At 71.0% G+C, this 13363-nt stretch carries 13 protein-coding genes and 1 pseudogene; 5 read left to right on the top strand and 9 right to left on the bottom strand.

What is annotated here, in order from left to right; genetic code table 11:
• Positions 1-23: 23 nt before the first annotated feature.
• Positions 24-485: a MarR family winged helix-turn-helix transcriptional regulator gene (locus tag ASF44_RS11760; protein WP_056899410.1), complete on the top strand. Its 462-nt coding sequence runs from the start codon at positions 24-26 to the stop codon at positions 483-485.
• A gap of 18 nt (positions 486-503) precedes the next feature.
• On the opposite strand, the gene fumC is transcribed toward ASF44_RS11760, so the two are convergent.
• The 9 genes from fumC to ASF44_RS11805 all read right to left on the bottom strand — a co-directional run bounded on the left by fumC (position 504) and on the right by ASF44_RS11805 (position 8995).
• Positions 504-1889, bottom strand: a complete 1386-nt coding sequence (gene fumC, locus ASF44_RS11765) for a class II fumarate hydratase (protein ID WP_056899411.1) — start codon at positions 1887-1889, stop codon at positions 504-506.
• A 114-nt stretch (positions 1890-2003) separates the two neighbouring features.
• Positions 2004-2981 carry a tripartite tricarboxylate transporter substrate binding protein gene (locus ASF44_RS11770; RefSeq protein ID WP_056899412.1) on the bottom strand — a complete coding sequence of 326 codons (978 nt, stop codon included), beginning with the start codon at positions 2979-2981 and terminating at the stop codon, positions 2004-2006.
• Between the two features lie 11 nt (positions 2982-2992).
• A complete protein-coding gene (locus tag ASF44_RS11775) occupies positions 2993-3724 on the bottom strand; it encodes a Sua5/YciO/YrdC/YwlC family protein (RefSeq protein WP_056899413.1) in 732 nt (243 codons plus the stop codon).
• 15 nt (positions 3725-3739) lie between these two features.
• On the bottom strand, positions 3740-4735 hold the full coding sequence (locus tag ASF44_RS11780) for a tripartite tricarboxylate transporter substrate binding protein (protein ID WP_056899414.1): 996 nt from the start codon (positions 4733-4735) through the stop codon (positions 3740-3742).
• The gene (locus ASF44_RS11785; RefSeq protein ID WP_056899415.1) at positions 4732-5418 is read right to left on the bottom strand and encodes a cysteine hydrolase family protein; all 687 of its coding nucleotides are present in this window, start codon (positions 5416-5418) and stop codon (positions 4732-4734) included. The genes ASF44_RS11780 and ASF44_RS11785 overlap by 4 nt, the downstream gene beginning before the upstream one ends.
• Before the next feature lie 23 nt (positions 5419-5441).
• Entirely contained in the window at positions 5442-6707 is a 1266-nt protein-coding gene (locus ASF44_RS11790) for a TRAP transporter large permease (RefSeq protein ID WP_056899416.1), read from the bottom strand.
• 3 nt (positions 6708-6710) lie between these two features.
• Positions 6711-7247, bottom strand: coding sequence for a TRAP transporter small permease (locus tag ASF44_RS11795; protein WP_056899417.1), 537 nt, complete (start codon positions 7245-7247; stop codon positions 6711-6713).
• A gap of 9 nt (positions 7248-7256) precedes the next feature.
• A complete protein-coding gene (gene dctP, locus ASF44_RS11800) occupies positions 7257-8246 on the bottom strand; it encodes a TRAP transporter substrate-binding protein DctP (protein WP_056899418.1) in 990 nt (329 codons plus the stop codon).
• Positions 8247-8317: 71 nt separating this feature from the next.
• The gene (locus ASF44_RS11805) at positions 8318-8995 is read right to left on the bottom strand and encodes a Sua5/YciO/YrdC/YwlC family protein (RefSeq protein ID WP_056899458.1); all 678 of its coding nucleotides are present in this window, start codon (positions 8993-8995) and stop codon (positions 8318-8320) included.
• Positions 8996-9097: 102 nt separating this feature from the next.
• Here ASF44_RS11805 and ASF44_RS11810 point away from each other — a divergent pair, with 102 nt between their 5' ends.
• From ASF44_RS11810 to ASF44_RS32865, 4 genes and pseudogenes are all read left to right on the top strand, one after another.
• The gene (locus ASF44_RS11810) at positions 9098-10075 is read left to right on the top strand and encodes a LysR family transcriptional regulator (protein WP_056899419.1); all 978 of its coding nucleotides are present in this window, start codon (positions 9098-9100) and stop codon (positions 10073-10075) included.
• A 92-nt stretch (positions 10076-10167) separates the two neighbouring features.
• On the top strand, positions 10168-11022 hold the full coding sequence (locus ASF44_RS11815; protein ID WP_056899420.1) for an intradiol ring-cleavage dioxygenase: 855 nt from the start codon (positions 10168-10170) through the stop codon (positions 11020-11022).
• A gap of 114 nt (positions 11023-11136) precedes the next feature.
• Positions 11137-12633, top strand: coding sequence for an ATP-binding protein (locus ASF44_RS32860; RefSeq protein WP_056899421.1), 1497 nt, complete (start codon positions 11137-11139; stop codon positions 12631-12633).
• Positions 12630-13334, top strand: a pseudogene (locus tag ASF44_RS32865) (response regulator). Before ASF44_RS32860 ends, ASF44_RS32865 begins: the two are co-directional and overlap by 4 nt.
• The last annotated feature ends 29 nt before the right edge of the window (positions 13335-13363 follow it).

The following is a 13363-nucleotide window of genomic DNA, read 5'->3' on the forward strand; positions in this document are numbered from 1 at the left end:
GGCACACCCTCCACATCCGCCGCATGCCCCGCACGCCCCCTGCTCCGCCGCGCGACCCGCGCAACGACTACGCCGTCACCGAACAGGTGGGCCACCTGCTGCGGCGGGCCTACCAGCGGCATGTCGCGCTGTTCCAGGCGGAGATCCCGGACTCGCAGCTGACGGCCGCGCAGTTCGTGACGCTGTGCGCGGTGCGGGACATGGGCGGTTGCTCGCTCAACGATGTCGTCAAGCGCACGGCCATCGACCAGGCCACGGTGCGCGGCGTGGTGGAGCGGCTGGCCGCACGCGGCCTGCTCACCGTGTCGGCGCACCGGCGCGATGGACGCAAGCGCGAGCTGGCGTTGACGGACGCGGGTGCCGACCTCGTGGCCGCCACCGTGCCCTTCGCCCAGCGCGTCACCGAACGCACCTTCGGCGACTTCAATCCTGCAGAGCGGCTGGCGCTGGCCTACCTGCTGCAGCGCATGGCCGACATGCCCTGAGCAGGCCGGCCGCGCCGTTCAGCGGCCGACCATGTTCGCCGCCACCACCCACTGGTCGAACTGCTCGCCCGTCACGTGGCCCGAGGCGATGGCCGCCTCGCGCAGGCTCAAGCCTTCCTTGTGGCCCTTCTTGGCGATGGCTGCGGCCTTGTCGTAGCCGATGTGCGGGTTCAGCGCGGTGACCAGCATCAGCGACTGCTCGACCAGGTGGGCGATGCGGTCCAGGTTGGGCTCGATGCCGACGGCGCAGTTGTTGTTGAAGCTGACCATGCCGTCGGCCAGCAGGCGCACGCTCTGCAGGAAGTTGTGCGCCACCACCGGGCGGAACACGTTGAGCTCGAAGTTGCCGGAGGCACCGCCGATGTTGATGGCCACGTCGTTGCCGAAGACCTGCGCGGCCAGCATGGTCACGGCCTCGCTCTGCGTCGGGTTGACCTTGCCCGGCATGATGGACGAGCCGGGCTCGTTCTCGGGGATGCTGAGCTCGCCGATGCCGCTGCGCGGGCCGCTGGCAAGCCAGCGCACGTCGTTGGCGATCTTGTTCAGGCTGGCGGCCAGGGTCTTGAGCGCGCCATGCGCGTGCACGAGGGCATCTTGCGAAGCGAGCGACTCGAACTTGTTGGGCGCGGTGACGAACGGCAGCCCGGTGATGCCTGCGATCTCCTGCGCCACGCCCTCGGCATAGCCCTTGGGCGCGTTCAGGCCGGTGCCCACGGCGGTGCCGCCCAGTGCCAGCTCGTACAGGTGCGGCAGCGCGGCCTGCACGTGCTTCTTGCCATGCTCCAGCTGCGCGACCCAGCCCGAGATCTCCTGGCCCAAGGTGAGCGGCGTGGCGTCTTGCAGGTGGGTGCGGCCGATCTTGACGATGTGGTCGAAGGCTTTGGCCTTGGCATCCAGCGTGGCCTTCAGCAGGTCGATGGCGGGCAGCAGCTTGCGGGTCAGCGCATCGACGGCGGCCACGTGCGATGCCGTGGGAAACACGTCGTTGGACGACTGGCTCTTGTTCACGTCGTCGTTGGGGTGCACCAGCCGGCCCTCGCCGCGCTCGCCGCCCAGCAGCTCGCTGGCGCGGTTGGCGATGACCTCGTTGAGGTTCATGTTGGTCTGCGTGCCCGAACCGGTCTGCCAGACCACCAGCGGGAATTCATCGGGATGCTTGCCCTCGATCACTTCCTGCGCGGCGGCGACGATGGCGTCCTTCTTCTTGCCGTCGAGCAGGCCCAGCGCATGGTTCACGGTGGCCGACGCCCGTTTGACCTGGGCCAGCGCGCGGATGATCTCGCGCGGCTGGCGCTCGCCCGAGATGTCGAAGTTCTGCAGCGAGCGCTGGGTCTGCGCGCCCCAGAGCTTGTCGGCAGGCACCTCGATGGGGCCAAAGGTGTCTTTTTCGGTGCGGGTGGTCATGGTGCTGGGCTCAACGGCAGTGAAAACAGCCTCACAGTATCACCCGGATGAGAAGCGCTCTCATCAACAGGGTCGGCCACCGCGCCGTGTCCTGCGCGCGGATGGCCGGCCTAGCTACTCCAGCCGGATGTCGGCCGCCTGGAGCAGCGGCCCCCAGCGGCTGTGTTCCTCGCGCAGCAGGCGGCCCGTCGCGACCGGCGTGGTCACGAAGGGCTCGTAGCCCTGCTGACGCAGCAGCTGGTTGAACTCGGGTTCGGCCACGGACTCGGCGATGGCGGCATGCAGGCGCGCCACGGTGTCGGACGCTGTCCCCGCCGGTGCCATCACCACGAAACGCAGGGCGACGTGCACGCCGGCCAGCCCGGTCTCCACGGCCGTCGGCAGCTCGGGCGCCAGTTCGCTGCGCCGCTCGGACAGCACGGCCAGCGGCCGCAGCTTGGCGCTCTCGAGGAACTGGCGCACCGCGCCGAAGGTGAAGACGCCGACCTGGGCATGGCCCGCGACCACGTCGTTCAAGGCCGGCCCGCCGCCGCGGTAGACCGCCTCGCCGATGCGGAAGTCCGCCGTGCGCGCCAGCAGCTCGAAGCCCAGCTGGTGCGGCGAACCCTGCCCCGGGTTGGCGAAGTTCAGCCGTGTGGGCTCGCGCCGGGCCAGGGCCACGAACGCGCGCAGGTCGCGTGCGGCGATCTCCGGGTGGCAGGCCAGCACGAGCGGCGAACTCGCCACGTAGGCCACGGGCGCCAGGTCCTTGAAGGTGTCGTAGCGCAGGTTGCGGTAGAGCAGCGGGTAGATGGCGATGGCGTCGGTGTTGATCAGCACGGTGTAGCCGTCGGCGGCGGACCTGGCGACCAGTTCGGTGCCGATGTTGCTGCCCGCGCCCGTCTTGTTCTCCAGCACCACCGGCTGGCCCAGGCGCTGGCGCAGCCGCTCGGCCAGCGGCCGTGCCAACGTGTCGGCGCCACCACCGGGCGGAAACGGCACGACCATGCGGATCGGCCGCGACGGCCAGGGCTGCTGGCCCCGCGCCGGCGCCATGGCGGCCAGGGCGGCGGCCATGCCCAGTGCGGCACGCCGGGTGAACGGTGCATGCATGGCGGCCCCCCTCAGACCAGCGACATGCTGCCTTCGACCGGCCGCGGCGGCAGCTCCACGCCGAAGTGCTTGCGCACCAGCTGCGCCTGCTGCTCGTACAGCCCGCCGAAGCGCAGCACCCGCCAGCTCGGCAACTCGATGATGGTGCTGCCGATCAGCCAGGCATTGGCATAGCGCGAGCGCCCATAGCCCAGCACCAGTTCGCAGCCGGCCTGCACTTCGGCCTCGACATCCTGCATCTCGAACTTGCTGCCCGACAGCGACACGTTGGCCGACGAGCCGAACAGCGGCGTGCAGGCATCGAAGGACAGCCGCGCCAGTTCCTCCTGGATCGCGCCGGCGTTCATGAGCAGGTCCATGGTGCCGGCCTTGCTGGAGCGGCGCAGCGCGCCGAACTCGGTGGTCTGCAACCAGTCGTGCTCGGCCCGGAACGGCGCCACCACCGACAGCGGCAGGTCGTGGTCCTGGGTGATGCAGCGCACCAGGTCGCGGTCGCGCTCGGTGGTCTGCAGCACCTCGCTGAAGATGTCCCAGTTGCCCAGCACTCCGTTGGGCTTGGTCGCGGGGCGTTTCTTGAGCGCATAGATGCGTTCCACGGCGCGCGCCGTGTGGCCGAAGATGGCGTAGGACACGTCCAGCGGCAGCACGGTCACGCCGCCGCCCTTCATCAGCTTGAATGCCTTGCGGGCATCGGCCCGCACCACGTCGGGCGGTGGCGGGCTCTGGCGGTCGATCACTTCCATGGGGGTCTCCTTATCTCAATCGGCTTTGATGTTGGCCTCGGCCACGACCTTGGCGCTGCGCGCCAGGTCCTCGGTGTAGAGCGTGCGCAGTGCGTCCGGGCGCCCCGGCCTCAACTCGTAGCCCTGGCTGTTGAACTTGGCCTGCACGGCCGGGTCGGCCAGCACCTGGTTGAGGGCGGCATTGAGCGCCTGCACCGCGGCTGCGGGCGTGCCCGCGGGGGCGAACAGGCCGTACCAGAGGTTGACCTCGTAGCCGGGCACGCCGGCCTCGGCGATGGTCGGCACCTCGGGCAGCAGCGGCGTGCGCTGCGCCGCGGCCACGCCGAGCGCGCGCAGGCGGCCCGCGGCGATGAACGAGCGGACCGAGGCCACGGTCTGGAAGCTGGCCTGGGTCTGCCGCCCCAGCAGGTCGTTGATGGCAGGCCCGCCGCCCTTGTACTGGATGTGGACGATGTCGCTGCCCGTCATGCGGTTGAACAGCTCGGAGGCCAGGTGGTGCGGCGTGCCGTTGCCCGGCGCGCTCCAGTTGAGCTGGCCGGGCCGCGCCTTGGCTTCGCGCACCAGGTCGCGCACGCTCTGCAGGCCCGCATCCGGATGCACCACCAGCACCAGCGGCGCGGTGGCCACGGTGCCGACCGGCGCGAAGGCATGCACCGGATCGAACGGCAGCTTCTGGTACAGCGCGGCGTTGATGGACAGGGTGTTGGAGCCGAACAGCACGCTGTAGCCGTCGGCCGCGGACTTGGCCACCGCGTCGGCGCCCAGGTTGCCGCCCGCGCCGCCCTTGTTCTCGACGACGACCGGCTGGCCGAGCGCCTCGGCCAGCCGCGGCGCGAGGTCACGGGCCAGGATGTCGGTGCCGCCGCCGACCGCGAACGGCACCACCAGGCGGATCGGCTTGTCCGGGTACTTCTGGCCCCAGGCGGGCAGCACGGCGCCGCCCGCGACCGCGCCCAGCGCGACGAACGCGCGCCTGGTGATGCGGGGCCCCTTGCGCAGCGGCCCGCTCATGCGGCCTTGGCGGCACGCGTGGCGCCGGCCAGTTCGCGCATGGCCTCCTCGGTGTCCACCACGCGGCCCCACAGCCGGCGGAAGGACTCCAGCGTCACCTCCTGCATGCGGTCCGAGCAGGTGCCGGTGGCGTCGGACACCAGCACCGCGCCATAGCCGCGGTCGGCGGCCTCGCGCGCGGTCGTGTCCACGCAGTTGTTGGTGGAGACGCCGACGTAGACACCGGTCCTCACGCCAAGCCGGTCGAACACGGCACCGAGGTCGGAGCTGGCGAAGGCGCCCATGGTGTTCTTGGCCACCACCGGGTCGCCCGGCAGCGGCCGCAGCCCTTCCACGATGCCGTTCTCGAAGGAGCCCACGTGGTTGTTGCAGGCCTGAAAGAAGCCGCGCACGTGCGGCGGCGCATCGGAATAGTCGGCCTTGTGCGCGCCCACCGTGACGTAGACCACCGGTGCACCAGCGGCGCGGAACGCGGCCAGCAGCCTGCGCGTGTTGGGGATGATGAGGTTCTCGATGCGCGAGAAGCGGTACTCCGCCTCGGCCAGCCGGCCCTGGCTGGCCAGCAGCGCGCCCAGGCCATGGTGGCGCGAGCCGCTGGCGTACTGCATGTCGATCACCACCAGCGCGGTGTCCGCGGCGGCGATGGCCACCGGGCGCGTGAAGCGGTTGATGTAGTCGGTCATCTCGGGGCTCCTTGGTTGTCGTTTCAAAGCAGGGCCAGGCTCAGGCCGGGCACGTAGGTCAGGATGAACAGGCCGATCAGCATGGCCAAGACGAAAGGCACCACGCCGCGCGCCACCTCGGCGATGCGCACGCGCGTGGTGCTGCTGATCACGAAGAGGTTGAAGCCCACCGGCGGCGTGATCGAGGCGATCTCGATGTTGGCCGTGAGGATGATGCAGAAGTGGACCAGGTTGATGTCCAGCGCCTTGATCGAGGGCAGCAGCAGCGGCGTGAGCAGCACCAGCAACGTGAAGCCGTCGAAGAAGCAGCCCAGCACCAGCAGCAGGAGGTTCACGGCCAGCAGGAACTGCCAGGCCGACAGGTTCAGGCCCTGCAGCCAGGTGGCCAGGTCCTCGGCCACGCCCAGGAACGAGGCCAGCAGCCCGATGCCCAGGGACGCCGCCAGGATGATCAGCACCACGGCCGCGCTGCGGGCGGACTCCACGAAGATGCCCGGCAGGTCCGAGAACGCCAGCGTCCGGTACAGGAAGCGCGTGGCCAGCACCGCATAGACCACGCTGATGGCGGCCGCCTCGGTCGGCGTGAACAGGCCCGAGTAGATGCCGCCCAGCACGATCACCGGCATCAGCAGCGAGGGGATGGCGGCCTTGAACGTGCGCCAGACCTCCTGCACCACGAAGGGCTGCGGCGTGCCGTAGCCGTGGCGGCGCGCCTGCACGTAGCAGCACAGCGCGAGCAGGCCCGCCAGGAACAGGCCGGGGATCACGCCGGCCAGGAACAGGTCGGCCACCGAGGTGCTGGTCAGCGCGCCATACACCACGAACACCACCGAGGGCGGGATCATGATGCCCAGCGTGCCGCCCGCGGCCATCAGGCCGCAGGCGAACGGACGCGGGTAGCCCAGCCGGGTCAGCTCCGGGATCACCACCGGCGACAGCGCCGCCGCCGCGGCCGCCGACGAGCCCGTGAGCGAGCCGAACAGCGCGCAGGCGCCGGTGGCGCCGATGGCCACGCCGCCCGTCATCCAGCGCGTCAGCGCGCTCATGAAGTCGAACAGGCTGCGCGCCATCTGGCCCTTGAGCATGATGTTGCCGGCCAGGATGAAGAACGGGATCGCCATCACCACGAAGCTGTTGATGCTGGAGAACTGCGTCTCGGCCAGCCGCGCGAACGAGGTCGCGCCGAACCATTGGTTGCCGACCATGGCCAGGCCGCCGATCGCATAGGCGATGGGCACCCCAGCCAGCAACACCGCCAGCAGGGCCAGCAGCAGGAATCCGAATGCCATGTCTCAGCCCTCCACCAGGGCGCTGCGCGGCGCGCTGCGGCCGGCCAGCAGCAGCCAGCAGCGCCAGGCCGCGTGCAGGCTGGACAGCGCGAAGGTCAGCGGGATGACCAGCTGCACCCAGCCCAGCTGCAGCGGCAGGTTGGAGTCGGCCGAGACCATGCCCATCGCGAAGCTCTCGCGCGCCACCGTCCAGCCGGCATAGGCGATGCCCACGCTGAAGGCCAGCACCCACAGCTGCGCGACGGTGTCGAGCACGCGCCGTACGCCGGCGGGCACATGGTCGATCAGCATGTCGATGCGCAGGTGGCTGCCCGTGCCCACCGCCGCGGCGGCGCCGAAGTACACCGACCAGATCATCAGGTAGCGCGCTACCTCCTCGGACCACAGGAACGAGGTGTTGAAGAAGTTGCGCAGCACGATTTCGAGGCACACCTGGCCCAGCATCAGCAGCAGGCCCAGCGCGGCCACCGCCTGCTCGAAGCGGATCAGCGCCGCCTCGGGCCCCGCCACAGGCGCCTGCACTTGCGGTTCCGAAGACATGCAGGCCTCTTACTTCGCGGCCGCCAGCGCGCGGAACTCGTCGATCAGCGCCTTGCCGATGTCGCCCTCGGCCTGCTTCCAGACCTCGGCCGTGGCCTTCTGCAGCGCGGCCTCCTGCGCGGCGCTGAGCTTGACGATGCTGACGCCCTTGGACTTGAGCTCGGTCTCGGCCTGCGCGATGGCCTTGGTGACCACTGGCGCGTTGGCGGCGATGGCCTCGTCCACCGCGGCCTGGACCAGCCGCTGGTCCTCGGGCTTCAGGGCGTTCCACCACTTGGCGTTGACGGTCCAGGGGTAGTAGATGAACTGGTAGCGCGCGTCGGTGATGAACTTGATGTAGTCGGACAGCTTGTACTGCACGTAGGCGTCCATCAGCGTCTGCGTGCCGTCGACCAGGCCCTGCTGCAGCGCGGCCGGCACCTCGGTCACGTTGATCGACACGGCATTGGCGCCCAGCGCCTTGAGCGTGGCCGAGTTGATCTTGCCCAGGCCGCGCAGCTTCATGCCGGCGAAGTCCCTGGGTTCGAGCAGCTGCTTGCTGCGCGTGCCCGGCACGATGTAGGTGTTGGGCAGCAGGCCCAGCACCTTGACGCCCTTGGACTCGACCGCGGCGTAGACCTTGGACACGAAGGCCTTGTCGGCCGTGACCCGCGCGAAGGTGGCCTGGTCCGGGAAGGCATAGGGCAGGTCGAACAGCTGCACCTGGGGCGAGATGCTGGTCCAGTAGGCCGAGACCAGCGTCGTCATCTCGGCGTCGCCGCGCGTGAGCGCCTGCACCAGCTCGTTGCCCTTGAAGGTGGCGCCGTTGGGCGAGTAGCGCACCTTGATGCGGCCCTGCGAGCTGGCCTCGATGCGCCTGGCGAAGTCCAGGTTGGCCTGGCCCTGGGTGATCTCGGCCGCGTACTCCACCGGGAAGCGGATCGTGATGTTCTGGGCCTGGGCACCCACGGCGGCACCGGCCAAGGCCAGGCTGCCCAGCAAGAGGCGCAATGTCTTCATGGCTTGTTTCCTTCTCTGGTTGTCGATGCCTGCGCTGGCGCAGGCCCGGTTGGCGGGTGCCGTCCGCCGGCTCAGTCGGCAGGCGGCAGTTCGACCTGGAAATGGCGCCGCAGCACGTCGGCGATCAGCTCGTAGCAGGAGCCCACGCGCACGACCTGCAGGGTCTGGAAGTTGATGAGCGTGGCGGAGCGCTGGTAGCGGTGGTACTTGCGCAGGCCGTAGTCGACGATGCTGCCGGCGATCGACTTGATCTCCACCGGAATGTCTTCCACGCGGAATTTGGTGCCGGTGTTGGTGAGGTTGGCCGAGGAGCCGAAGACCGGGAACGACTCGGCCAGGCTCAGGCGGCACAGCGCGGCATGGAAGGGCCCCGCGTTGACCAGCATGGCGATGGTGCCGTCGCGCGAGCTGCCCACGAGCGAGGCCGGGTCGAGCCGCTGCACCAGCGGGTGGTCTTGCACGAAGGGCGCGATCACGCCGAGCGGCAGGTCGTAGTCCTCGGTGATGGCCGCCACCATCTCCCGCGCCCGGCCGTCCAGCACGTGCAGGCTGCGGTGGATCGCCATGTCGCCCACCATGGCGTTGAGCTTGGTGGCGGCGCGGCCCTTGGTGTCGAAGATCTTCTGGAGCGCCGCCTGCGAGCCGCCGGCGACGGTGTAGCCCACGTCCACGGGGAAGATCGCGATCTCCCCGGCTTGCAGCGTGTCCATGGTGCGGCGCGCATCGGCGGCAATGTTCAGCACGGTCATCTGGCCTGTCTCTTCCATTGGTGGTGGTCCATGGACACGAGCGTAGGCGCCGCCTATCATTCAAACAAGTTTAATGTTCTCATCGATCGTTCTGGAAATCATATGCATGTGACCCTGCGCCACCTGCGCGCCGCGGTGAGCCTGGGGCGCGAGGGGAGCTTTCGCCGGGCGGCGCAGGCGCTGCACATGTCGCCGCCGGCGTTGTCGCTGGCGATCTCCGAGCTGGAGCACCAGCTGGGCGTGACGCTGTTCGACCGCACCTCGCGCTCGGTCACGCCGACGGAACTGGGCGTCGCCTTCGTGGCCGGCGCGGCGCGCGTGGTCGGCGATTTCGACAACCTCGTGCAGGAGGTTGGCGACGTGGCGCAGTCGCGCCGCGGGCGCGTGGTGGTGTCCTGCGTGTCCTCGCTGGCGGGGCGCGTCATGCCGCTGGCGATCCAGGCCTGCAGCCGCCGCCACCCGCAGGTCGAGGTGGTGGTGCGGGACGACGTGGCGCAGCAGGTGCTGGCGTCGGTGCGCGCGCGCGACGTCGACTTCGGCCTGACCATCGCGCCGCGCGAACTGGAGCCGGGCCTGGCGTTCGAGGCGCTGCGAGAAGACCCGCTGTACGTGGTGTGCCCGCGCGCGCACCCGTTCGCTGCGCTGGAGCAGGTCCGCTGGAGCGACCTGAGCGGCGAGTCGCTGGTCACGCTGTCGACCACCAGCGGCAGCGAGCGCGTGATCTCCGACGAGCTGGCACGCCAGTCGGTGCAACCGCGGCGCAACACGCCGGCCTCCCACCTCGCCACGGTCTGGGGCATGGTCGAGGCCGGCTTCGGCATCTCGGTGCTGCCGATGATCGGCCTGCCCGTCGCCGGCCATCCCAAGGTGGTGTCCAGGCCGCTGGTGCAGCCCACGCTGTCGCGCGTGGTCGGCACCTGCCGCCGCACCGACCGCACCCTGTCGCCGGCCGCCAGCGCACTGCTGGAGGCCATCCGCGAGGTGCTGCGGACCTACGCGATCGAGACCGAAGTGCAAGGCGGCGCGCGCAGTGGCGGGCGGCCGCGTCCACCGGCCCAGCGTCGCCGCGCAGCCCGCTGAAGAGGGACGCCGGCCCCGCCCGGCGTGCACACGGTTTCTCCTCGATTGGCCGGCACAGTCGCCGTGTCCAGCCACCACCACGGAGAACGCCCATGCCCACCACCGACCTGCGGCCCGCGCCGCCGCGCGCCTTCAGCCGCCGCCACACCCTGGAAACCCTGGGCGCCTTCGGCGCGCTCGGCAGCCTCGGCCTGCTGGGCTGCGGCGGTGGCGAGGACGCCACCACGGCCACGGGCACCACGACCACCACCACGACCACGGGCGGCAGCACCTCCACCGGCACCACCACCGAGACCAGTGCCAGCTGCGCGGTCGTGCCAGAGGAAACCGCAGGCCCCTACCCCGCCGACGGCAGCACGGCCAGCAGCCGCAACTACAACGTGCTGGGGCTCGCGGGCATCGTGCGCTCGGACATCCGCACCAGCATCGGCTCCACGGCCCGGGCCCTGGGCGTGCCGCTGACGGTGGAGATCACGTTGACCAGCACCACGCGGAACTGCGCGGCACTGGAGGGCTACGCCATCTACCTGTGGCATTGCACGGCCGACGGCAATTACTCGGTCTACACCACCCAGAGCGTCGACGACAACCAGCTGCGCGGCGTGCAGGCCACCGATGCCAACGGCACGGTGCGCTTCACCACCATCGTGCCGGGCTGCTATGCGGGCCGCGTGCCGCACATGCACCTGGAGGTGTACCGCAGCCTGGCCACGGCCACCGCGGCGGCCAACAAGCTGCGCACCACGCAGCTGGCGTTCCCCTCGGCCACCATGGGCACCATCTACAACAGCAGCAGCCTGTACAGCGCCAGCATCCGCAACTTCAACAGCATCAGCCTGGCCACCGACAACATCTTCAGCGACGGCTACGACCTGGAGATGACCACGATGACCGGCAACACCACCGACGGCTACACGGCCGCCATCACCATCTCCATCGCCTCGTGAAGCGGGCTGCCTGCCGCACAATGCGCGGCGCGCGGCGCGCTCGCCCAGGGGCCCGCCTGGGCTGATCGCCCCACCGCCGACCCGACCGCCCGCAGCCGCCCTGACCACTCCGCCATGCCCCGCCTGACGCTGCACGCCAAGGTCTTCGCTGCACTGACCGTGCTGCTGGCCGTGCTGCTGCTGGCCTTCGCCGCGTTCTCGCGCATCGGACTGCAGCAGGGCCTGGGGCCGTACGTCGCCGAGATCGAGCTGGCCCGCATGGACGGCCTGGCGCAGCGGCTGGCGCAGCACTACCGGCAGAACGGCGGCTGGGCTGCCCTGCAGGCCCGGCCAGAGCTGTGGCAGGAGCTGCGTTGGCCCGCGTTCGGCGGCATGCCGCGGCGCGGCGAGCCACCGCCGTGGCCGCCGGATGCCGCCCGGCCCGACTTCGGCGGCGACCGCCCGCCACCGGGCCGCCCGCCCCGCGGCCACCCCGAGGACGCGCCGCCCGACAGCCCGGACCGGCGGCTCGGCCTGCGCGACGCCCAGGGCCGCTCCGTCGCTGGCATCGACACCCGCGCGGCCGACGCCGCCCTGCGGCCGGTGCTGCTGGACGGTGCCGCGGTCGGCACGCTGGTGCTGGCACCGGCCCGCGTGCAGGACAGCGCGGCCGACCGGGCGCTTCTGCGCCGCCACCTGGGCTTCATGGCGGCCACGGGCCTGGCCGGGCTGGCGCTCGCGCTGCTGCTCTCATGGTGGCTCACGCGGCGCTGGCTGGCGCCCGTGCACGCGCTGGCCGAGGGCGCGCGCGCCGTGGCCCAGGGCGAGCTGTCGGCCCGCGTTCCGGTGGCCGGCGAGGCCGAGCTGGCGCGCCTGGCCACGACCTTCAACGACATGGTGCAGCGCCTGGAGCAGGCCGACGGCTCGCGCCGCGACTGGCTGGCCGACGTGGCGCACGAGCTGCGCACGCCGCTGGCCGCCATGCGCGCGGAGATCGAGGCGCTGCAGGACGGCATCCGCCAGTTCGACGACAAGGCCGCGCTGCGGCTGCACCGCCAGGTCATGCGGCTGATCCAGCTCGTCGACGACCTGCGCACCAGCCTGGAGACGCCCCGCGCGGGACTGCGCCTGGGCCATGTGCCAGCCCATCCACTGGCGCTGCTGGCCGAGGCGCTGGCGAGCATGCAGGAGCGCTTCGCGCAGGCCGGGCTGTCCATCGAGGCCACGGCCCTGCTGGCCGCCGCGCGCGCCGAAGCCCAGCCCACGGTGTCGGCCGACCCGCGCCAGCTGCACCAGGTGTTCCTGAACCTGCTGGAGAACAGCCTGCGCTACACCGACGCCGGCGGGCAGCTGCAGGTGCGCCACGCCGTCGTGCACGACGCGGGCCGCCGCTGGCTGGAATTGCGCTTCGACGACAGCCCGCCGGGCGTGGCGCCGGCCGAACGCGAACGCCTGTTCGAACGCCTGTACCGCGGCGAGGCCTCGCGCAACCGCGCCCATGGCGGCTCCGGCCTGGGCCTGGCGATCTGCCGCAACCTCGTGCTGGCCCATGGCGGCCGCATCGCCGCCGAAGACTCCGCCCTGGGCGGGCTGGCCATCGTGCTGCGCCTGCCCCTGCTGGACCCGCTGTGACACGCATCCTCGTCGTCGAAGACGAACTCGACATCGCCTCGGTGCTGCTGGACTACCTGCGCCATGCCGGCTGGCAGGCCGAGCACATCGCCGACGGACGCGCGGCGCTGGCGCGCCTGCTGGCCGACCCGCCCGACCTCACGCTGCTGGACATCATGCTGCCGGGGCTGGACGGGCTGTCCATCCTGCGCCAGCTGCAGCCCGGCACCACCCACCCCGTGATCCTGCTCACCGCGCGTGTGGAAGAGCTGGACCGGCTGCTGGGCCTGGAGCTTGGCGCGGACGACTAAATCTGCAAGCCCTTCTCGCCGCGCGAGGTGGTGGCGCGCGTGAAGGCGGTGCTGCGGCGTGCCCGCACCAGTGCCGGAACCGCCGGGAGCGCCGGGAGCCCGGCCGGCCAGCCGGCGCTGGCGCTGGACGCGCACGGCTGGTCGGCCAGCCTGCTCGGCCAGCCGCTGACGCTGACCCGGCGCGAGTTCCGCCTGCTGCAGGCGCTGGCGCGCCAGCCCGGCCGGCTGTTCTCGCGCGCGCAGCTGCTGGACCTGGCCTACGAGGACACGCAGGACGTGAACGAGCGCGCGGTGGACAGCCACATCAAGAACCTGCGCCGCAAGCTGGCCGCGGCCGGCCCCGGCCGGGAGTGGATCCGCTCGGTCTACGGGGTGGGTTTCGCATTCGACCCCGCGCCGGAACCGGGCTGACGGGTTGGGGATAATTCGGCCCGCCTCCT

Source organism: Pseudorhodoferax sp. Leaf274 (assembly GCF_001422445.1).
Classification (GTDB): Bacteria; Pseudomonadota; Gammaproteobacteria; order Burkholderiales; family Burkholderiaceae_C; genus Pseudorhodoferax.

Coding starts and splice junctions, on each gene's coding strand:
- ASF44_RS11760 (WP_056899410.1), top strand. CDS start 24: ATGCCCCGCACGCCCCCTGCTCCGCCGCGCGACCCGCGCAACGACTAC.
- fumC (WP_056899411.1), bottom strand. CDS start 1,889: ATGACCACCCGCACCGAAAAAGACACCTTTGGCCCCATCGAGGTGCCT.
- ASF44_RS11770 (WP_056899412.1), bottom strand. CDS start 2,981: ATGCATGCACCGTTCACCCGGCGTGCCGCACTGGGCATGGCCGCCGCC.
- ASF44_RS11775 (WP_056899413.1), bottom strand. CDS start 3,724: ATGGAAGTGATCGACCGCCAGAGCCCGCCACCGCCCGACGTGGTGCGG.
- ASF44_RS11780 (WP_056899414.1), bottom strand. CDS start 4,735: ATGAGCGGGCCGCTGCGCAAGGGGCCCCGCATCACCAGGCGCGCGTTC.
- ASF44_RS11785 (WP_056899415.1), bottom strand. CDS start 5,418: ATGACCGACTACATCAACCGCTTCACGCGCCCGGTGGCCATCGCCGCC.
- ASF44_RS11790 (WP_056899416.1), bottom strand. CDS start 6,707: ATGGCATTCGGATTCCTGCTGCTGGCCCTGCTGGCGGTGTTGCTGGCT.
- ASF44_RS11795 (WP_056899417.1), bottom strand. CDS start 7,247: ATGTCTTCGGAACCGCAAGTGCAGGCGCCTGTGGCGGGGCCCGAGGCG.
- dctP (WP_056899418.1), bottom strand. CDS start 8,246: ATGAAGACATTGCGCCTCTTGCTGGGCAGCCTGGCCTTGGCCGGTGCC.
- ASF44_RS11805 (WP_056899458.1), bottom strand. CDS start 8,995: ATGACCGTGCTGAACATTGCCGCCGATGCGCGCCGCACCATGGACACG.
- ASF44_RS11810 (WP_056899419.1), top strand. CDS start 9,098: ATGCATGTGACCCTGCGCCACCTGCGCGCCGCGGTGAGCCTGGGGCGC.
- ASF44_RS11815 (WP_056899420.1), top strand. CDS start 10,168: ATGCCCACCACCGACCTGCGGCCCGCGCCGCCGCGCGCCTTCAGCCGC.
- ASF44_RS32860 (WP_056899421.1), top strand. CDS start 11,137: ATGCCCCGCCTGACGCTGCACGCCAAGGTCTTCGCTGCACTGACCGTG.